17 protein-coding genes and 5 tRNA genes are annotated in these 20,458 nt (G+C 43.3%); 4 read left to right on the forward strand and 18 right to left on the reverse strand.

The genetic code is table 11. The features are described 5' to 3' along the window. Window position 1: 1 nt before the first annotated feature. The 15 genes from rpoC to JW872_00395 form a co-directional block, all read right to left on the reverse strand. Window positions 2–4,135: a DNA-directed RNA polymerase subunit beta' gene (gene rpoC, locus JW872_00325; protein MBN1549092.1), complete on the reverse strand. Its 4,134-nt coding sequence runs from the start codon at window positions 4,133–4,135 to the stop codon at window positions 2–4. Beyond that, window positions 4,128–8,447 carry a DNA-directed RNA polymerase subunit beta gene (gene rpoB / locus JW872_00330; GenBank protein ID MBN1549093.1) on the reverse strand — a complete coding sequence of 1,440 codons (4,320 nt, stop codon included), beginning with the start codon at window positions 8,445–8,447 and terminating at the stop codon, window positions 4,128–4,130. The genes rpoC and rpoB overlap by 8 nt, the downstream gene beginning before the upstream one ends. 75 nt (window positions 8,448–8,522) lie before the next feature. Beyond that, window positions 8,523–8,897: a 50S ribosomal protein L7/L12 gene (gene rplL, locus JW872_00335; GenBank protein ID MBN1549094.1), complete on the reverse strand. Its 375-nt coding sequence runs from the start codon at window positions 8,895–8,897 to the stop codon at window positions 8,523–8,525. A gap of 50 nt (window positions 8,898–8,947) precedes the next feature. Then, complete coding sequence (locus JW872_00340) at window positions 8,948–9,463, reverse strand: hypothetical protein (protein ID MBN1549095.1); 516 nt, start codon at window positions 9,461–9,463, stop codon at window positions 8,948–8,950. Window positions 9,464–9,484: 21 nt separating this feature from the next. Further along, complete coding sequence (locus JW872_00345) at window positions 9,485–9,991, reverse strand: 50S ribosomal protein L10 (protein MBN1549096.1); 507 nt, start codon at window positions 9,989–9,991, stop codon at window positions 9,485–9,487. A 19-nt stretch (window positions 9,992–10,010) separates the two neighbouring features. After that, window positions 10,011–10,709 (reverse strand): 50S ribosomal protein L1, encoded by a 699-nt coding sequence (locus JW872_00350; GenBank protein MBN1549097.1) that lies wholly within the window; start codon window positions 10,707–10,709, stop codon window positions 10,011–10,013. A 20-nt stretch (window positions 10,710–10,729) separates the two neighbouring features. Next, the gene (rplK, locus tag JW872_00355) at window positions 10,730–11,152 is read right to left on the reverse strand and encodes a 50S ribosomal protein L11 (GenBank protein ID MBN1549098.1); all 423 of its coding nucleotides are present in this window, start codon (window positions 11,150–11,152) and stop codon (window positions 10,730–10,732) included. 22 nt (window positions 11,153–11,174) lie between these two features. After that, the gene (gene nusG, locus JW872_00360) at window positions 11,175–11,696 is read right to left on the reverse strand and encodes a transcription termination/antitermination factor NusG (protein MBN1549099.1); all 522 of its coding nucleotides are present in this window, start codon (window positions 11,694–11,696) and stop codon (window positions 11,175–11,177) included. Between the two features lie 25 nt (window positions 11,697–11,721). Further along, window positions 11,722–11,919 carry a preprotein translocase subunit SecE gene (gene secE, locus JW872_00365; GenBank protein MBN1549100.1) on the reverse strand — a complete coding sequence of 66 codons (198 nt, stop codon included), beginning with the start codon at window positions 11,917–11,919 and terminating at the stop codon, window positions 11,722–11,724. Between the two features lie 23 nt (window positions 11,920–11,942). Further along, window positions 11,943–12,018, reverse strand: a tRNA-Trp gene (locus JW872_00370). Window positions 12,019–12,024: 6 nt separating this feature from the next. Then, on the reverse strand, window positions 12,025–12,183 hold the full coding sequence (gene rpmG / locus JW872_00375; GenBank protein MBN1549101.1) for a 50S ribosomal protein L33: 159 nt from the start codon (window positions 12,181–12,183) through the stop codon (window positions 12,025–12,027). A gap of 40 nt (window positions 12,184–12,223) precedes the next feature. Beyond that, window positions 12,224–12,299: transfer RNA gene (locus tag JW872_00380), tRNA-Thr, on the reverse strand. Between the two features lie 82 nt (window positions 12,300–12,381). Next, a tRNA-Thr gene (locus JW872_00385) sits at window positions 12,382–12,457 on the reverse strand. A 27-nt stretch (window positions 12,458–12,484) separates the two neighbouring features. After that, window positions 12,485–12,560, reverse strand: a tRNA-Gly gene (locus JW872_00390). Window positions 12,561–12,582: 22 nt separating this feature from the next. After that, window positions 12,583–12,668 (reverse strand) — tRNA-Tyr (locus tag JW872_00395). Window positions 12,669–12,857: 189 nt separating this feature from the next. On the opposite strand from JW872_00395, the gene JW872_00400 reads away from it, so the two are divergent. Further along, window positions 12,858–14,861 (forward strand): hypothetical protein, encoded by a 2,004-nt coding sequence (locus JW872_00400; protein ID MBN1549102.1) that lies wholly within the window; start codon window positions 12,858–12,860, stop codon window positions 14,859–14,861. Here JW872_00400 and tsaE read toward each other — a convergent pair. Both tsaE and JW872_00410 read right to left on the reverse strand, forming a co-directional pair. Then, a complete protein-coding gene (gene tsaE / locus JW872_00405; protein ID MBN1549103.1) occupies window positions 14,856–15,284 on the reverse strand; it encodes a tRNA (adenosine(37)-N6)-threonylcarbamoyltransferase complex ATPase subunit type 1 TsaE in 429 nt (142 codons plus the stop codon). The two genes, JW872_00400 and tsaE, sit on opposite strands and share 6 nt — an antisense overlap. Then, window positions 15,281–15,856: an NYN domain-containing protein gene (locus JW872_00410; GenBank protein MBN1549104.1), complete on the reverse strand. Its 576-nt coding sequence runs from the start codon at window positions 15,854–15,856 to the stop codon at window positions 15,281–15,283. Before JW872_00410 ends, tsaE begins: the two co-directional genes overlap by 4 nt. Window positions 15,857–15,989: 133 nt before the next feature. On the opposite strand from JW872_00410, the gene JW872_00415 reads away from it, so the two are divergent. Next, window positions 15,990–16,850, forward strand: a complete 861-nt coding sequence (locus tag JW872_00415) for a F0F1 ATP synthase subunit gamma (protein MBN1549105.1) — start codon at window positions 15,990–15,992, stop codon at window positions 16,848–16,850. Here JW872_00415 and murA read toward each other — a convergent pair. After that, window positions 16,833–18,179: a UDP-N-acetylglucosamine 1-carboxyvinyltransferase gene (murA, locus tag JW872_00420; protein MBN1549106.1), complete on the reverse strand. Its 1,347-nt coding sequence runs from the start codon at window positions 18,177–18,179 to the stop codon at window positions 16,833–16,835. The genes JW872_00415 and murA overlap by 18 nt on opposite strands. A gap of 303 nt (window positions 18,180–18,482) precedes the next feature. Here murA and JW872_00425 point away from each other — a divergent pair, with 303 nt between their 5' ends. Both JW872_00425 and radA read left to right on the forward strand, forming a co-directional pair. After that, window positions 18,483–19,073, forward strand: a complete 591-nt coding sequence (locus JW872_00425; protein ID MBN1549107.1) for a thymidine kinase — start codon at window positions 18,483–18,485, stop codon at window positions 19,071–19,073. Beyond that, window positions 19,070–20,446, forward strand: coding sequence for a DNA repair protein RadA (gene radA, locus JW872_00430; GenBank protein MBN1549108.1), 1,377 nt, complete (start codon window positions 19,070–19,072; stop codon window positions 20,444–20,446). The genes JW872_00425 and radA overlap by 4 nt, the downstream gene beginning before the upstream one ends. The last annotated feature ends 12 nt before the right edge of the window (window positions 20,447–20,458 follow it).

The raw sequence follows: 20,458 nt of genomic DNA on the forward strand, positions 1-20,458 counted from the left end.
GCTAATCAGATACTGACGGCTCTTGGCGATCTATGATCTCCCGCTCTCTAGCCTCAGCCTCAATGGCCTTCTGCTCGAGCTCAGGAGTATCGTCACCGAGAAACTTCTTCCTGAAGCTATCAATGCCGGTACCCGCTGGTATCATCTTACCAATAATAATGTTTTCTTTTAAGCCGTAGAGATAATCTACCTGCCCAGCTACTGCTGCCGAGGCCAAAATACGAGTAGTTTCCTGGAAGGATGCCGCTGAGAAGAAGCTTTCCGTACCCAAGGATGCCATCGTAATACCCATCAACATTGGTTTTGCCGTTGCAGGTCGTTTGCCCTCAGCCTTCAAGAGTGCATTTACAGTCTTAAAGTGAATCTTATCCACCCTATCACCGATCAAGAAGTCGGTATCACCTGCATCAACAACCCTGACCTTACGGAGCATCTGGCGAACAATCAACTCAACATGACGATCGTTAATATTGATGCCCTGGAGGCTGTAAATTGCCTGAATCTGGTTCACAAGATACTTCTGAACCTTATCTGGACCAAGAATACGCAATATATCATGAAGCACTGGCTGTCCAACCGTCAATTGGTCACCTGCACTTACGCGATCACCATTAACTACGTTTAGCTGCTTGCCACGAGGAATGAGATAGTCATAGGTTTCGGCACCGGAGACAACCGAGATCTTTCTCATGCCACGATGCATACCGCCAAAGACAACTTCACCATCAATATCAGAAAGCATTGCAGGTTCCTTCGGAACGCGAGCTTCAAAAAGCTCTGCAATACGAGGCAAACTACCGGTCACGTCCTTCGTTCTAGACTGTTCACGAGGCATCTTTACTAGGGTATCACCAACATGGACCTTGCTACCGTCTTCTGCAACGAGGTATGCACCCGTTGGGAGATAATAATGCGCAATCGTTTGGCCATATTCATCCAGAACGCTCAGTGCTGGCTGATAGGTATCACCCTTATGGTCAAGGACAATCTTGCTAATCGTTTTGGATCCCTCATCCTGTTTATCCTGAACAGTTACATTATCAACTAAATCAACGTATTTGATCGTTCCAGAATGTTCCGTGATAATCACCTTATTGTGAGCATCCCATTCTGCGATCTTGGTATTTTCCTTAACTTCTTGTTTATCATGTACAAACAAGGTGGAACCATATTCGACGCCGTATTCCTGTAATTCACGACCATCTTTAGAAATAATAGCAACACTTGCCTTACGGCTCATAATGACATTTTTGCCTTCACGATTTTTCACCGTACGTGCACGACGTAATTCGATGATTCCGGCCCCTTTGGCTTCGATCGATGAACGCTCAGCCATACCACTCGCAATACCACCAACGTGGAATGTTCTCATGGTTAACTGCGTTCCTGGCTCACCAATAGATTGTGCCGCAATAATACCAACCGTTGCACCAACATCCACGAGATCACCAGTTGACAAGTCCATACCATAACAATGCGCACATACACCACGCTTTGCCTGACAGCTAAGTACTGATCGTACCAGCACCTTAGATACTGAAGATTCCTTCATCACTTCAACATCTTCACGTGTCATCAGATGACCTTGTTTAAAGAGAAGATCTCCTGTGACAGAATCACGAACATCTGCCGCAAGCACACGACCATACAATCTCAATGCAAGAGGATAAAGGACCTCCCCTGATTCCTTGAGATCTTCAATTTCAACATATCCAAGCGTCTTACAATCCTTGGAGGTTATTACAACGTCCTGCGCAACATCCACCAAACGACGGGTCAGATATCCCGAGTTTGCAGTCTTCAATGCCGTATCAGCCTGACCCTTACGAGCACTGTGTGTCGAAATAAAGTATTCAAACACACTTAATCCGTCCTTGAAGTTGGAGAGAACAGGTGTTTCCATAATTTCACCGGATGGCTTTGCCATCAGACCACGCATACCAACCAGCTGTTTGATCTGGTCACGCGAACCACGAGCTCCAGATTCTAGAAACATGAAGATTGGATTAAATGGCTTCATCTTGCCATCTTTATTTGCAAATGCTATCTCATTCTGTCTGGAGAGATCGTCCATCATATCTTTAGCAACGTCGGCAGTAGCTTGGAACCATGTTCCAATCACCTTGTTGTAACGCTCACCGTTGGTAATCGCACCATCCATGTATAAACGTTCAACTTTATGGACTTCTTGCTCTGCCCGCTCAATAATCTCATTCTTGTGATCAGGAACGAGTAAATCTTCCATGTTAAATGAAATACCACCCTGGGTGGAGTAGAAGAATCCAAGCTTCTTTAACTTATCCAAGAAAACAATGGTCGCTTCACGTCCGAATTGGTAATAGGTATTTTCCACCAATTTAGCCAAGTCAGTCTTACGAACAACCTTATTAACCCATGAGAAGGGAGCCCCCTGTGGCAAAGTGTCATAGAGCAATGCACGACCAACCGTTGTATCAACCATACCTTGCTCTGAAACACGAACCTTGATTTTTGCATGCAATGCAACGGCACCACGCTGGAATGCCGCAATCAGTTCGTCAAGACTAGAGAAGACAAGCCCTTCACCTTTGGATCCATTACGGATCTTAGTTATATAGTGAAGCCCAAGCACCATGTCCTGAGATGGAACCATGACTGGTCGACCATGTGCAGGAGACAGAAGATTCTTAGCCGATAAAATAATCTTTTCAGATTCAAGCTGGGCCTGCTTACTTAGTGGTACATGTACAGCCATCTGATCACCGTCAAAGTCAGCATTGAATGCAGAGCAAACGAGAGGGTGAATCGTAATAGCCTTACCATCTACCAAAACTGGCCTAAATGCCTGAATACCCAAGCGGTGGAGCGTTGGGGCACGGTTAAGTAACACAGTTCGATCTCGAACTACATCCTCCAATACATCCCAGACAACTGGCTCACCATCTTGGACCATTTTCTTAGCAACACGCATATTCGGAGCAAGTTCACGAAGTAAGAGCTCGGCATAAATGTATGACTTAAAGAGCTCAAGCGCCATCAACTTGGGAACACCACACTGATCAATGTGAAGTTCTGGGTCAACCACAATGACAGAACGGCCAGAATAGTCGACACGCTTACCAAGCAAGTTCTGTCTAAAGCGACCCTGCTTACCACGAAGCATTTCACTCAAGGATTTGAGTGGACGACGATTCGTTCCTCGTACAGGCTGTCCACGTCTTCCATTATCAATTAACGCATCAACCGCTTCTTGCAGCATGCGCTTTTCATTTTTAATAATCACCGCCGGAGCTTCAATTTCATACAAACGTTGTAAACGAATGTTTCTATTGAGAACGCGACGATATAACTCGTTCAAGTCAGAGCTTGCAAAGCGCCCCCCTTCAAGTGGTACCAGTGGACGCAAATCTGGCGGCAAAACAGGAAGCACTGAAAGCACCATCCAGTCAGGACTCAAATTTGCTTGTGAAAGCTCTGAGAAAATTTTTATACGACGCATGATCTTGAGACGCGCAGCAACAGATGCTGTCTTCTTGTATTCTTCTTCAAGCATCGTCATCTCAAGATTTAAATCGATCATCGACAAAATTGACTTGATTGATTCCGCTCCACTGTCAGCCTTAAAATCAACATCATCTTCACGAGTCTCAACATAGGTTTCATACTCATTGTTGGTTAACAAGGTTTTACGTGGATATGGAGATTTACCTTGATGAATTACAATGTAACAATCAAAGTAAATCACACGTTCTATATCTTTTACAGGCATATCCAAGATCAAACTGAGATAACTTGGTATACCTTTCAAATACCAGATATGAGCAACGGGAGCAACAAGCTCTATGTGCCCCATACGTTCACGACGAACGCGAGATTGAATCACTTCAACACCGCACTTTTCACAGGTAACACCACGGTGCTTCATGCGTTTATACTTTCCGCAATTACACTCCCAGTCTTTCTGTGGACCAAAGATACGTGCACAGAATAGCCCGTCGCGTTCTGGTTTCAGCGTACGATAATTGATAGTTTCAATCTTCTTAACTTCACCATAGGAAAGCGACTTAATCTTTTCTGGAGAAGCTAAACCAATACGAATAGCGTTAAACTGCGATGCGCCAATATATTCTTTGAAGCGCTCTAGAAACTTATTCACTGATTTCCTCCTTGCCAGTCTTAAACAAGTCGACTTGCAGACCTAAACTTTGAAGCTCTTTAATCAACACATTGAATGATTCTGGCAATCCTGGATCAGGGATATCCTCACCGCGAATAATCGCTTCGTACACTTTATGACGACCACTAACGTCATCAGACTTGTAAGTAAGCATTTCACGAAGAGTATGTGCCGCACCATATGCTTCTAGTGCCCACACTTCCATTTCACCAAATCGCTGTCCACCCTTTTGCGCTTTACCACCAAGTGGCTGCTGAGTAACAAGCGAATATGGTCCATCGGAACGAGCGTGAAGTTTGTCATCAACCATGTGGCTCAATTTCATCATATAAATCGAACCAACCGTTACGGGCTGATCGAATGCCTCGCCGCTACGACCATCATAAATGATTTGTGCACCGGACTCAGGCAATGAAAGACTCTTGAGTAATGGCTGGATATCTCCTTTATATTGCGCACCATCAAAAATAGGTGTCACAAAACGTGCCCCGTCTTGTGCGGTTTGTCGCGCAAGATCCATAACCCCATCCTTACCTTGATCTTTCTCAATCTGGTCAATCAATGCCTGCCCAAAATACCGACCAAGATATGCCTTTACTGAATCATAGCTTGCATCAACAATCTGCTTTTTCATTTCTTCGCCGATGGTACGACCAGCAAATCCAAGTGCTGTTTCAAGGATTTGACCAACGTTCATACGTGATGGCACACCAAGAGGGTTGAGCACAATGTCAACATGAGTACCATCTGCCAAATACGGCATATCTTCACGAGGAACAATAGTTGAGACAACACCCTTGTTACCATGACGACCGGCCAACTTGTCACCGACAGAGATCGGACGCTTCATCGCAACATAAACTTTGACCATCTTGATAACACCTGATGGAAGTGGATCACCTTTTTTGAGATTATTGATGCGCTCTTCCTTCAAGCCATGCAAAATACGGAGTTGGTTATTAAAGGTATCCACAATATGATCAACCTGTTCACCAATCTCCTTAGAACTCGGCTTACATTTTGTAAGTTCATCGAATACACACTGTTCCAGGGCAGTCTTATTAAATACTCCATCTTTGATCAGCTTCTTAGATGATCGCGCTGAAGCTTTTTGACCTACAAGCTCTTGCACAAGTTGGTCGCGCACCATGTTTTCCAAGAAAGTGCAATGATCCTGAAAATCACCTTCTATCTTCTTGGTTTGTTCTGCGACAACTTCACGGTAGCGCTTATCTTTTCGGATACCACTACGAGAGAAGATCTTCACGTCGATCACAGTACCTTCAACCCCAGGCGGCACACGCAATGAAGTATCTCGCACTTCACGAGATTTTTCACCAAAAATAGCACGAAGTAATTTCTCTTCAGGAGAATATTGAATATCGCCCTTGAGAGTTACCTTTCCAACAAGAATATCACCAGGAGCAACACGCGTACCAATGCGTACGATACCGTCTTCATCAAGACCAGCTAATGCTGTCTCACTGACGTTTGGAATATCACGAGTAATTTCTTCAGGGCCAAGCTTAGTATCCCGCGCCTGTACTTCATATTCATCAATATGAACAGAGGTAAGACGATCATGAGCGACAAGGCTCTTACTCAATACGATAGCATCCTCAAAGTTGTACCCATGCCATGGCATGAATGCAACCAGAAGATTGGTACCGAGAGCGAGCTCTCCACGATCCAACGAAGAACCATTGGTCAACACATCTCCTGCTTTGACCACGTCACCTACCTGAATAAGCGGTGTTTGATGAATCCACGTATCGTAGGAAGAACGTTCAAATTTTCTGAGATGATAAATATCAACGCCGTATGCAATCCAGTCATCAACATTATCAAATTCTTTTACATCAGCACGTATAATAATCTTGTTAGCAGATACGTACTCAACAACCCCTGCTCGACGAGCTGTTTGAACAGCACCTGATGCCTTACAAATTTCTGATTCCATACCAGTACCAACAATAGGCACTTCACACTTGATAAGCGGAACCGCCTGACGCTGCATGTTCGAACCCATGAGCGCACGCGATGCGTCATCATGTTCAAGGAATGGAATCAATGCGGTTGCAACAGACACTAATTGTTTTGGCGACAGATCGATATAGTCGACCATATCAGCATCAACCTGCATAAAGTTTCCGTCATGACGAGCAAATACTTTTTTATCACGAATATGCTTTACTTCGTTGTCAGCAGCATCACTTTGTGTGATGTACTTATCTGATTCTTGGAATGCATCCAAAAATTCAACATCATGAAGAATATTACCGTGATCAACCTTACGATATGGAGTTTCGATAAACCCTAGATCGTTCACCATTGCATACGTTGCAAGAGAAGAAATCAAACCAATGGTTTGTCCTTCAGGCGTCTCAATCGGACAAATACGGCCGTAGTGAGACGTATGCACGTCACGAATTTCGTACGTCGCACGATCCTTCATCACACCGCCAGGCCCAAGCGCAGATAAACGACGCTTGTGCGCAATCTCAGATAATGGATTTGTCTGATCCATAAACTGAGACAATTGGCCAGTGCCAAAGAATTCACGAATCACAGCACTCAACGGCTTAACATTGAGAAAATCCTGAGGCATTAACGCACCATGCGCTTCTTGCATTCTGAATTTTTCACGAACAATGCGCTCTATTCGCGCAAATCCGGTATAAAATTGATTGGTTAAAAGTTCACCAACCAAACGTATGCGACGATTTCCTAAGTGATCGATATCATCAAGCTCACCCTCTGCGCGTTCACGCAAACCGACCAAGTAACGAATAGTAGCAATGATATCTTCCATCGTTAACACAGTTGTCGTTTCAGAAATAGAAAGTCCAAGCTTTCTATTCATTCTAATACGACCAACCTTGGTCAAATCATATAAGCGTGAAAGAAATAAGAGATTTTCTAGACGCTCTTGAATTTCCTTAAGCGACGCATTATCCCCAGGCCAAATTTTGGCATGTAGATCTTTCAACGCATCCTCACGCGAATGACAGGAATCATGCGCAAGCGTAAGCGCTAAGGTTGGTTGAAACACATAATCAGACGATGCAATAAGATCAAATGATAATTTTTTGTACGCCCCCATAGACGAAACATGATCCTTGGAGCATACCTGACCCTGTTCTACAATGATCTCACCCGTTTCGGGATCAATCACATCTTTAGCAAACACCTTGTTAATAAGATACGATGTTGGCAAAGTCAACTTTGTAATTTTTGCTTTTTCCAAGCGCTCGAGAACATCTTTAGTAATACGAAGACCAATAAGAGCAGATTCTTTTTCAGGAACCATACCCTTCTCAATTCTCATGCCCAAAAGCTTTTCAGAAATAGACTTGTGAAAACTTCCGTTTGTAAACGTAATATGATCATAGTCATAGAACAACGGAAGCATCTCGTCACGATTGATCCCAAGTGCTTGTAGAAACGTTGTAACAAGAACCTTCTTCTTCTTATCGATACGAACATACAAGTTTTCATTGCTATCAAATTCAAAATCAAGCCACGAACCACGCATTGGAATAATACGCGCAAGATAATATGGCCTACCACGAACGTCTTTTGCTTTCTTGCTTTGCGAGAACACAACTCCGGGAGAACGATGGATTTGGCTCACAACGACACGATCAACGCCGTTAATTAAGAATGTCCCTTGGCTGCCCAACTTATAACGTCCGCGTTCTTCATATAGGTCAGCCATCACCGGAACATCAGCAAAGAATATATCTTGTTCCTTAATGTCGCGTACAACTTTCTCACCAGACGCATCGTCCCATGAAATCAATTGCACACGGATCTTGAGCGGCATAGAAAATGTTTGCTCTGCCGCACGACACTCATCAAGCTCCATAGGAAGCTTCACATGAACACGCGACAAACAGTTTGCACACGTTTTATATTTTGCAGTCTTTTTCTTACACGCCTTACATGTGAGGTTTTTATCAAGACGTGAGCATTCTGACGCTTTGCATGAACTGCAGATCCAAGTATAACGATTTTCAATACCGGTTAACTTCCCGCAGGTACAGGACCAGTTCCCAAGTTCGTAGCTGACATATTCCAATGACATTTTATTGTCATAGTCAATTGGAAAAATATCTCGCAATACCTTCTCAAGCCCAACCGCCTCCCGTTCATTAGGAAGATAATCAAACTGTACAAAATCATTAAACGATTTGGATTGAATCGCAATAAGGTTAGGAACAGGAACAACGTCCTTAATTTTCCCAAACTTTTTTCGAACAACCCCTCGATCTACGCGCACTAAAAACATCCGGATGCTCCTCACAAGGCCCAATAATATTCAAGAATGTTCGATCCAAAGAAAATACAGCAACGCGTACGTATGCTATGAAAGCTCAACTTTAGCACCAGCTGCTTCGAGCGCTTCCTTTATTTTCTTGGCATCTTCTTTTGAAGCAGCTTCAGCAATCACTGTTGGAGCTTCTTCAATAGCCTTCTTAGCGTCCATCATGCTCAATGTGGTTACACTACGAAGTGCCTTGATATTCTTGATCTTTTCAGGTCCAGCTTCTTTAAGAGTAACCTTATATTCGGATTTCTCTTCCTGAGCCGCTTCTTGCGCAGCAGGAGCTGCTGCAGCAGCGATAGGCATAGCTGCTGAAACACCGAACTTTTCTTCTAGTTCTTTGACTAAGCCTGCCAACTCAACGACTGACATCTTGCCAATTTCTTCGATTAGTTTTTCATGTCCGTTCGACATAATGTTCTCCACACAAGTAGTTTAAAAAGTAATTAACAATTAAAAATCTCTTATTCTACCCCTTCACCAGACAAACTCCCAGCAAGCGGAATTTGCGGACCTTGCTCTTCCCAGTCTTCACCGCTGTCGTCACCACCAGACAAATGCCCATCGCTCTCTACCCGGTGTTGCTCCATCGCCGTCGTATACATCGTGTGCTGCCGCCCTCCTCGTGAGCCGCGGCGAAAAACCGGTGAAACAGATGTTTCACCTTGCAATTCCATTTCTGTGCAATCCGTATCCTCTTCACCGACTGAACCCAGGTCTTTTCGCGCAGCCCTTTTCCATGTCAAAGCTGACCACCTGTCAAAATTCCTTTTAGATCGGCGACCCTTCTTATTCTTAGTCATAAATAATACACCAGCAACAGCACATACTCCAACGACAAAAACTGGAGCTGCTAGCGAGTGCTCATTTTCAACAACCACGGTCTCATCAGATTGAGCGACATCAACCTCTTTTGCATAGACAGGAATCCCCCCTGAGAGCACACCAAGCACAACAAAGAACAATGATAGTTTTTTCATAGCACGTACCTTTATCATTGATTACTGATTCTCACCTGATGCACCAGTTGGCTTTTTAGCAATCTGGTCAAGCGCGCGCACAAATGACGACAGCGGCGCCATCAGTACACCACACAACATTGCTAGCAAGACTTCCCGTGAAGGTAGCGTTGCAAGCGCAATAATATCTTGCTTGGAAAGAAACTGACTATCTGTATACCCAGCAACAATTCCCAATTTTTCATTTTCTTTTGCAAACTCGTATAACGACTTTGCGGTTTGTGCAGCTTGATTTGGAGAAAACACAAGCCCAATTTGATCTTTAAAAACCTGATTCAACTCGCTCATAGCATCTAGATCAGCAACCGCACGCTTCATCAAACGCGCTTTTGCAACCTTGAACAGACTTCCCTGTCCACGCAGATTTTTACGAAGTGCTTCAAGCTGATGCACTGAAAGACCTTTATAATCAACAACAAATGAAGATGCACTTTGCTGCAACTGTTGTTTTAGCGAGTCAACGACAACTGATTTTTCTTGACGATTCATCGTGTACCTCTTACCTCAATCACAATTTTACAGCTTCATCAGGGTTAAGTCGTACACCGACACCCATCGTAGAAGAAACGGTAACATTCTTAATAAACTTGCCTTTTGATGTTGCTGGCTTGGATGCAACCAACGCTTTCATGAACGCATGATAGTTATCAACAAGTTGCTGCGCATCAAAGGAAACTTTTCCGATAGAAAAATGAACAATGCCGCTCTTATCGTTCTTAAAAAAGAGCTTACCTTGCTTTAATTCCTTAACTACATCACCAACTTTAAAGGTCACTGTTCCTACCTTTTTGTTTGGTAGAAGACCGCGAGGTCCAAGCAGCTTTGCGAGCTGACCAACCATTCCCATGAGATCTGGAGTCGCTACGGCAAAATCAAAATCCATCCAGCCGCCAGAAATCTTTTGCACAAGATCCTCTGCTCCAACATGGTCGGCTCCTGCCTCTGTTGCTTCTGCAGCATGATCACCCTTGGCAAACACAATCACTCGAACAGCTTTGCCGCGACCATGCGGTAAAACAACGGCACCTCGGACCACCTGATCACCCTTAGAGGGATCGATGCCGAGGTTTACATCTACATCAACAGATTCATCAAAATCTGCGTATGCCAAATCCTTAATTTTCGCGAATCCTTCTTGTGGAGAAGAAATCAGATCACGATTATGTGACCCTACTGCTTTTGTATATTTTTTACCCTGCTTTGCCATAACCGTAACGCCTTCTCTACTTAGACAACTTTGACACCCATGCTGCGTGCTGAACCAGCGACAATTTTCTTTGCCTGCTCAAGATCATGCGCATTCAGGTCAACCATTTTTGCTTTTGCAATCTCTTCAATATCAGCCCAAGTAATTTGACCTACAATCTCTTCATGAGGTCGTGCTGAGCCCTTGGCAATATTAATCTTTTTCTTAATCAGCTCTGATGCTGGAGGCGTTTTAAGCACAAAGTCGAAAGAGCGATCCTTGTAAATAGTTACAATGACAGGTACGGTTTCACCCTTACGGCTTGCCGTCTGTGCATTAAACTTCTTACAGAAATCCATAATGTTAGCTTGGTGCTGCCCCAATGAAGATCCCACCGGCGGAGCAGGAGTTGCCGCACCACCCGGAATAAGCATTTTGACTGTTGCCTTAATCTCTTTTGCCATCGTACCAACCTATCCTTACTGCTTAACGCTTAACTTGATCAAATCGAACTTCCACAGGGGTGAGGCGCCCAAAGATACTGACCATAATAGTCATTCGCTCAGACTCAACATCCACCTTTTCAATCAATCCAACAAAACCCTTGAATGGGCCATCGGCAATCTCAATCTCACTGCCAACATTAAACTCGCTGACATCGGGAGGAGATACAATGACCTCTCCCTTCATCTGCGACGTAATCTTTTCAATTTCCTTCTTACTCAACGCAATTGGCTCCTTGCCACCCAAGAAACGAGAGACCTTAGGAGTCATGGTTACCACCCGTAACGTAGCAGGAGATGTCTCCATCTCTACAAGTAAATATCCAGGGAATAACTGCTGGTCTTTGCTTTCTTCTGTGTCAAAAAATCGCTTCATTTTCGCTGAAGGGATAAGAACCTCTCCAAACACATCTTGAAGCCCCTCTTCGACAATGCGCTTTTCCAAATCTTTTTTAACCTGCTCTTCAAATCCCGCATAGACCTGAACTACATACCACCGTTTCATCTATCTTGCGCCTTATTCTAGCTGATTACCGGATGCCATACCGGGTAAAAACTGCTTCTGCTGTCCTTGAAATAACATAGTCAACCGACCCCAAATAGAGAGAAAATGCCGTGACTACAATCAGTACCACGATTGTCGATCCAACAAGCTCTGTCCATGTTGGCCAAACAACTTTGGCCATTTCTGATCGTACTTCGTTAAAAAACTGCGTCATACTCTTCATAATTTCAAAACCTTCGCATGTCATGGCAGGCCAGGAGGGATTCGAACCCCCAACCATCAGATTTGGAGTCTGCTGCTCTACCATTCGAGCTACTGGCCTACAATACTACTTAGACTCCTTGTGCATTTGATGTTTTTTGCAACGCCGGCAATGCTTACGCACCTGCAATGAGCCCACCGATCGCGACTTAGCCACGACCTGTGAATAATTACGTTCCTTACATTCACTGCATACCAAATGGGAAATTACTCGATTTTTTGCCATGAGAAACCTAAATTACGCCTTGAGACCACTTAAGCTGTAATGGAGCCCGCGACCGGACTTGAACCGGTGACCTCTCCCTTACCAAGGAAGTGCTCTACCAACTGAGCTACGTGGGCGCCCCTTTTCATATATTTTCGTTATGAATCATAGATTAAAGCAAAAACACAAAAATACAACTCGCGACAATCCATTCATTTATGGAGCTGGCGACTGGACTTGAACCAGTGACCTGCTGATTACAAATCAGCTGCTCTACCAACTGAGCTACGCCAGCCTCACGAGCTTGTGTCATACGTTTTTTTGGAGCGGGAGACGGGGATCGAACCCGCAACCTACAGCTTGGAAGGCTGCCACTCTACCAGTTGAGCTACTCCCGCCTATACAACCGACCAGTTATTCTGGTGGCGAGAGCAGGATTCGAACCTGCGAAGACATTAGCCAACGGATTTACAGTCCGTCCCCTTTGACCGCTCGGGAATCTCGCCTGGATGTCAATTTTTTTCAGTATATGGCCTTCGCCAATAAAACGCCAACTTATATTAGGTGGTTTTTTTCATGTTTTCAACCAAATTTTACTGCTCCCGTTTTGGAACCATCTCTTCCGCCGTAATGTTGAGTTACTGAGACCCATTTTCTATACTGGCCACAACTTTGATTTTGAATATAAGGAAATTATGAAGCACTTTAGGCTTGTAGTCCTCGTTTTGGCCTCATGTAATCTCATGGCCTCAAAGACATCTATCTATTCTTCCATCGCAAGTCAGTATCTCACTATACTCACAGGCGATAGCCTCAATGGACCACAAGTAATTGCCAGCGGCTCAGATCCCGAATTGGAGCATCTGTCAGAAGCTGAAAAATCATTGGCAGCATTTAAAATCCTGAGCACAACTGCCCCCGTATATTTACCAGGTACGGCAATCATCGATCCAAGTACCTGGGAAAATCTAGAGCTATTCATGAACGCCAATTTACTTGGAACGGTAAAACGAACTAGAACAAAGCTAGGAGAACTGACATTAGCGAAAATGCTTGCTGAACCAACGATTAATGTCAGAGAGCTACATAGGCGGCAACGAATCATCAAGGCGCTCAGTGATAACGAAGCCCTCTTCCGCATTATCGACGACGCACTTGCCACAATTCAAGAATGTGAGGACACTCTACTTTCGTTCTGGAAAGAGGAAAGTGGTTTTAACAGAGAAACATTCAGTCGATTCTATTTTGCTGACTGGTTTTCAGGCTCAGCAACCATGAACAAAACATCAAGCCTCCTCAACTCTCTGCGGCGAGGCGAGGACTTTGCAATGGTACTTACCTTACCGCTCGCATTAATGTACATCCGCTATCAACTCAACAACAATATTTTTAAAACGCTCTCTGACAATTTTACAGTTCTAAAACAAGACACAGTCGCGGGAAGAGTAATCAAGCGTGTTGCAACTGATGAACAAATTGCTCACTGGTTCCCAGGCGACGAATTACGATCCGATCGACTATTTCATGTACCTGGGGAGCTCAAGTTTAACTCCCTTTGCAACTTCTCGTATCGGGCTGGAGATTTTGCAGCCGGTATCATCAATGTTCTGCTCTCTGGCTACCAGATTGCCACCTATTTCGCTCTATCACATCGATCACATCATTATCTATATGCCAAGCTCAAGGGACTGGCATCATCAATCACAAGTATCCACACAATGCATGATGTCATCAAAGTTCACCAGGATTCTCTTAGGGATCTCTATGAATGCCAAGTGCTTACGAACCTATTCGATCATCCAGAGACCACAAGTGACGATTTGCAAATGCTGTTGGAACATCTTGAAAGCATGACTTTCAAGCGTTCATTCTCGTATTTTTCTGATTTTGGGAAAATTCTGGCAGCTAATAAACTGATCGATTCTGCAAAATACGAACTAACACCTGCATTGGAAACTATAGGCACTATTGATGCATTCATGTCACTTGCACGATTACTTAGAGAATTTGAATCACAACGAGTTCATTATTGTTTTGCAGAGTTCGTCAATAGTAAGAATCCGTACATTAATCTCCAGAATTTTTGGAATCCCATGATCTCATCAAAAATGGTTGTGCCCAATTCAATCGAACTCGGCCACGTTATTGGAGGACACAATATCATTCTGACCGGACAAAACACCGGTGGAAAATCTACTATACTCAAGGGGATTACTCTCTGCACAATTCTTGCACAAACATGTGGAATTGTTCCCGCAGACACCTGTATCTTAACCCCCTTCGCAAGTATTAATACATATATGAACATTACCGACAAGGTACAGGAAGGACTTTCACTCTTTGCAGCAGAAGTTCATCGTGCTAAATCATTATTAGAAAAAATTACGCGTCTTGGCCCCGATGAAAAAAGTTTTTCGATGATCGATGAAGCATTCAAAGGAACTGGTGGCGAAGCACAAGAGCTTTCTTACTGGTATGCACAAAAGTTGGGAACATTTCCAAATAGCATATGCATGAACGCAACCCATTATCCGAAGCTCACAGTACTCGAAGATGAACTACCAGGAATATATCAAAACTACAAAGTCGAAGTAAAAATTTTGGCAGACGGAACTCTTATGCGGCCATACAAACTTGAACGCGGTGAAACGTTACACAACATTGCACAACACATTCTTCATGAACAAGGTCTTTTATAACGCTACCATATACTCTATAGATCGTTGATCTTGAGAAACATAGTCAAGCGTTACATGACACGCATTATGATGTACCAGTGGCATAATAACTTCGGGCCATTCAATAAACGACCAGCTATCCGGTTGATATAAATATTCATCAAAACCCTGTTCAATAAACCCGTTATACGATTGCAAGCGATATAAATCAAAATGATGTATCACTGCATCATCTTTGGTTATGTAGGTATTGACATAGGTAAACGTAGGACTTGAGATAACACCTTCGACACCCATTACTTTCAGCATCTGCCGTACTAAGGTTGTTTTTCCTGAACCCAACGGTCCTGTAAACGTATAGACCCTGCATTTATTTTTGAGTTGCACTAGCTCACGCACTATGATATCCAGATCTTCTAGTGAAAATGTACGAACTGCCATCATAATTTTTTTAACACCTTCATAATACGTTTTTCATATTTCGATTGTGTAGTACGAGCACGCGTGCGGCGTAACCCTACCTCTTCGTGCTTAAGAGGAATATTCCGACTCATCTCTTCCATCAATTCATCAATCTCATGTTCTGCATGTTCGTTGAGTTTACGCAATGTCGCATCTCGCTGATGCGCATTTTTTTTGTATTCCTTTTCCCCAAGTACATGAGCAAATGCCGAAGCATCAACTGCAATCACATTATGATAATATGCTGCTTCAATCAATTCATTATCTGATGAAATCAGAACACACTCACGGTCTTTCGTTTCATGCAATAGTTTTTTAATAAGGTCGTCTGCAGATTTATGATAGCCAGCATGCACCACCCTCACACGGGTTCCGTAATACTCCTGACTTAGATGTTGTGTCAACCCGCCATCAAATACGACGCTGATAGTATGTTCTTTGCGACGGGCATACGATACCAATGCCGCAATAAGGCCACTTTTCTTCTTCTCGGAGCTTTCTTGCGCCCCAAGCATAGTCTTTAGGAGGTTATAGCCATCAATAATAAGGTACATGATTTATCCTCTCGCACCCATCACTGTACAAAAGAAACACCCAGTTAGAAAACATTTTTACTCAAGAGTGTTTACTTAAACATACCTGATCACTATGATACGTAACATCAGAAGAACCTGAAGAGGATCCAGCATGTCGCAGTTGATTCAGATGCGCCAACGACTCAAAGCAGTCGAAACAATCAGAAAAATAACACATGCTATGCAACTTGTGTCCATGTCGACACATCTTCAATTCAGAAACCGGAAACAACAAGCTCGGCTGTATCATGACGAACTGCAAGCCCTGCTCCTTACCTCAATATTTCGGGTTCCTACATGGACAAACCATATTCTGATGCCATCGGCATCAACCAAACCGAAAACATTACTTATTCTTGTGGGGTCTCAGAAAGGGCTCTGTGGAACATTTAATACGGGACTCTTAAATGATTTTGATCAACTCTTGTCTGAAAATAATTTGTACCATGCTGATGCGATCATCATCGGAAAAAAAATGATAGAACATATTAACGCTCGAAGAAAAACCCTACCCCTCAATATTATTGCACAACACGACGCATTTACTGCATCGACAATATCCGCGTTAATTACCTACATCATTGGTATAATTGAACAAACACAAGAGCCATATACACTCGTACAATTGTACACAAATCACGCTATAACCTTTTTTTTACAGGAACATCGCCTATCTACATTAATTCCGTTTCAACAGTCTGAAGAAGTTGCCCCTTCGCAAGAAGATGAAATGCCATACTGGCACCAGGAACCAAACGACGTGCTCGATGCGCTTGCGCTTCAATATCTTAAAGCTTCGATAAATAATATTTTCGTACAATCGCTTCTATCGGAACAGGCGGCACGATTCGTTTCCATGGACAGCGCAACACGTAACGCACGATCATTGCTTGATACTATGCGGTTACAGTACAATAAATTACGTCAGGCAAAAATAACCAAAGAATTAATTGAATTAACGAGCAGTTTTTAGAATAATACGCGCACCAAGTTGCTCTAATTTTTTATCAAGTTGTTGATACCCACGCTTCCAGTGATGTACCCCAGTAACGATTGTTTTTCCGACTGCAACAAGACCTGCTAAAACTAGGGCACATGAACCCCGAATATCACCCGCGATAACATGTGTACCATACAGCTCATCAACACCATGAACTTCAGCTCGATCACCATTGACAGAAATCAGTGCGCCCATTTTCTGAAGCTCAGGAACATGAAGAAATCGATTCTCAAATACTGTTTCATGAATTGAACTCGTTCCCTCTGCCAAACATTGTGCAACCATCATTGGGGCTTGTAAATCGGTTGGAAATCCTGGATATGGGGACGTCTTGAATGAAACAGCCCGTGGATTTTCGACTGCTCGAATGCTAATACCCCTTCCAGGAGTAACCTCAGCAATCTCATGGCCCATCTCCTGAAGCTTAAAAAGAAATACATCCAACAAATTAAATGAAACATTAGGAATAGTTACTTCACCCCCTGTAATTGCAGCAGCAAGAAGTAATGATCCAGCTTCAAGCCGATCCACCACAATTTCATGATCGATAGGACGCAAGGCCGCAACTCCTTCAATCTCTATGCATGCGGGAGCCTTAATTTCAATGCACGCCCCCATTTTTTTGAGAACTGCAATCAAATCTAGTACTTCCGGCTCCAATGCCGCGTTGACAATTTTAGTCACGCCAGGCGTGAGCACAGCAGCCATCATGAGGTTCTCTGTCGCACCAACACTCGGATACTCCAAAATCAAACGTTGCGCCTGCAATTGCTTCACCGTTGCCAAAAGCATATCTCCATTGCTTTTATATCGTACCCCCATCTTTTCAAAGTTTTTGATGTGGTAATCGATTGGCCGTTTACCAATTCCACAGCCACCCGGCAATGCGATATCTGCTCGTGAAAAGCGCGCAAGAAGTGGACCCATCACCAAAACAGATGCGCGCATCTTTTTCATGATATCAGCCTTGACTCTATGCTTCGAAATAGTTGAGGTATCAACACATGCAGTATTTTGTTGTGGATAAAATTGCACATCAGCGCCCAAATCACGTAATAGCGCTATCATCTGGAGAACATCTTCTGAGTTCGGAATATTAGTAAGAGTCGATTTACCCTCAGTTAGAATCAGAGACGCCATAATCACTAACACTGCGTTTTTGGCCCCAACTACATCGACTTCTCCGCGCAGTTTCAACGATTGTCCAATAACTATAGACGGAAACAAGTCATCAGATATCTCTGTCACAGATGGCGCTGATTCCTGAGAAGGGTCAGTATCAATGATAAGGGTTTTTTCCATGAAGGGCTCTCTTATATTTATTTTATAGTGATAAGCGTATCATGCGAGACTCTCGTAAGTATAGGATCTAAATTGCATCTCAGCATACCGAATACTGTTCTTGAGTTATTTTACGACTTTTTCACTGTACATGACAGGAAACTTTGCATGACAAATTCAACGGATTATTTAAGGATGAACCATATTGTAACGACAAAAAAAAGAATAGCCAAAAAAGAAACAATCCAATTGAAAAAATAGTTCGAGATCTTTATTATGGTGTCTGAATTTATTTAAAATTTTTCTGGTGAGGAGTCCACGAATATGCGCACTGAGGCGAGCAAAAAAGGGAGATTAGAGGTTATTTGCGGATCAATGTTTTCCGGAAAATCGGAAGAGCTGATTCTACGTCTTCGCCGCGCACAATTTGCCAAGCAGAACGCCGTTGTTTTTAAGCATAGTCTCGATGATCGTGTCGCCCGCTCTTATATTACAACCCATAACGGTAGTAAGTTTGAAGCCATTCCCATAGAGCATCCATCTACTATCCTTTCCGTTGTGGATAAAGATACTGAAGTCATAGCAATAGATGAAGTACAATTCTTCAACAATGATATCATTAATATTGTGTGTCAGATGGTAGATGAGGGAAGGCGCGTTATTGTTGCAGGACTTGATCTTGATTTTCGCGGCGTCCCATTTGGACCTATCCCAACACTCATGGCTGTTGCAGATCAGACGACCAAGCTCAAGGCTATTTGCATGGTCTGCGGGAAAGATGCACATTTCTCCCAACGACTCATCAATGGTGAACCTGCCAATTATGAAGATCCTATTGTGATTATCGGCGCAGAAAATTGTTATCAAGCTCGCTGTAGAAGTTGTCACCAAATCAACCGGATTCATATATTTTGAGCAAGACTAAACTCAATTATAAATGTACCAACTGTGATTATCGTCCTCCTCGTTGGGTAGGATGCTGTCCTGAATGCAGCGAGTGGAATAGTGTTGTCGAATTTCAAGCAACACAACAACCCGGTATTGGCAAAAAGATCAGTACCACCGCATTAACTATGGTCCCATTGACAGAAATCAAAACAAACTCTCATAGACGCTTACTGTCAGGCATCCAAGAATGGGATCGGGTCCTCGGTGATGGTATTATGCCAAATTCATTTCTCATTCTAACAGGTGATCCAGGCATAGGAAAATCAACACTTCTTTTACAGGTTGCTCACGCAATTTCACAGCATCACCGTGTCTTTTACTTTTCATCAGAAGAATCGCTTGAACAGGTTAAAGTTCGTGCAGAGCGATTGGGATGTGCATCAGAAAATCTTTTATTTTCAGATCAGGCACGTCTGGAAGCCATTGTTGCTACGGTTGAAACGGACCAACCAGACCTGGTTGTCGTAGATTCAATTCAAAACTGCTATGCCTCAGAAGTACAAACCCTACCGGGTAGTATCGGCCAGTTGCGTGAAACATCTTTCCAGCTCATGAGGCTGGCTAAAGAGCACAATGTTGCCATCATTGTCAGTGGCCACATTACTAAAGATGGCAACATAGCTGGACCAAAAATGCTCGAGCACATGGTTGATGGAGTCTTTTATCTTCAGGGCGAAGATCGATGGCAAACCCGCGTGTTGCGCTCGGTCAAAAATCGATTCGGAAGTATTAACGAACTGGGTTTTTTTGAGATGGAAACTTCTGGACTCAAAGAAGTTTCCAACATCAATGAGGAACTCCTCAATGCTACCAATAATTCTCCTGGTGCTTCATTGATCAGCTATCTCGAAGGCTCACGGCCCCTCCTTCTCGAGCTTCAGGCCCTCACAATTGCATCTAAATATCCATCACCCCAGCGCGTCGTAACCAACCTTGACTATAAACGCCTTGTTCTCATTGCCGCAATTTTAGAAAAGTATCTCAAAATCAGATTTAGTGCGCATGATATTTTTTTCAAAGTAAGTGGTGGTTTTACGATTAAAGACAGTTCATCAGATCTTGGAATTGCCCTCGCATTATTATCCAGTTACTTTCAAAAATCTCTTCCAGAAAAATCAATCGCTTTAGGGGAAATTAGTCTCACCGGACATATTAAGCCAGTCAATCTCATTACACGTCATCTCAATGAGGCAACAACATACGGGATCAAAGTTATATTCATTTCTCATAACCAGTCGCTTCCAAAAACAAGAATCAAGGTGAAACGACTCCACAATGTCTTCGAACTCATGGAATTGTTTATTGAAGCCGAAGATCATTCGGTACCAAAGGCAGAATGATCATAGTATACT

Source organism: Candidatus Babeliales bacterium (assembly GCA_016929235.1).
Taxonomy (GTDB): domain Bacteria; phylum Babelota; class Babeliae; order Babelales; family JABCYS01; genus JAFGJD01.

Coding starts and splice junctions, on each gene's coding strand:
- JW872_00400 (MBN1549102.1), top strand. CDS start 12,858: ATGAAGCACTTTAGGCTTGTAGTCCTCGTTTTGGCCTCATGTAATCTC.
- JW872_00340 (MBN1549095.1), bottom strand. CDS start 9,463: ATGAAAAAACTATCATTGTTCTTTGTTGTGCTTGGTGTGCTCTCAGGG.
- murA (MBN1549106.1), bottom strand. CDS start 18,179: ATGGAAAAAACCCTTATCATTGATACTGACCCTTCTCAGGAATCAGCG.
- JW872_00345 (MBN1549096.1), bottom strand. CDS start 9,991: ATGAATCGTCAAGAAAAATCAGTTGTCGTTGACTCGCTAAAACAACAG.
- JW872_00415 (MBN1549105.1), top strand. CDS start 15,990: ATGTCGCAGTTGATTCAGATGCGCCAACGACTCAAAGCAGTCGAAACA.
- rpmG (MBN1549101.1), bottom strand. CDS start 12,183: ATGGCAAAAAATCGAGTAATTTCCCATTTGGTATGCAGTGAATGTAAG.
- JW872_00425 (MBN1549107.1), top strand. CDS start 18,483: ATGCGCACTGAGGCGAGCAAAAAAGGGAGATTAGAGGTTATTTGCGGA.
- secE (MBN1549100.1), bottom strand. CDS start 11,919: ATGAAGAGTATGACGCAGTTTTTTAACGAAGTACGATCAGAAATGGCC.
- tsaE (MBN1549103.1), bottom strand. CDS start 15,284: ATGATGGCAGTTCGTACATTTTCACTAGAAGATCTGGATATCATAGTG.
- rplL (MBN1549094.1), bottom strand. CDS start 8,897: ATGTCGAACGGACATGAAAAACTAATCGAAGAAATTGGCAAGATGTCA.
- nusG (MBN1549099.1), bottom strand. CDS start 11,696: ATGAAACGGTGGTATGTAGTTCAGGTCTATGCGGGATTTGAAGAGCAG.
- rpoB (MBN1549093.1), bottom strand. CDS start 8,447: ATGTTTTTAGTGCGCGTAGATCGAGGGGTTGTTCGAAAAAAGTTTGGG.
- rplK (MBN1549098.1), bottom strand. CDS start 11,152: ATGGCAAAAGAGATTAAGGCAACAGTCAAAATGCTTATTCCGGGTGGT.
- JW872_00350 (MBN1549097.1), bottom strand. CDS start 10,709: ATGGCAAAGCAGGGTAAAAAATATACAAAAGCAGTAGGGTCACATAAT.
- JW872_00410 (MBN1549104.1), bottom strand. CDS start 15,856: ATGTACCTTATTATTGATGGCTATAACCTCCTAAAGACTATGCTTGGG.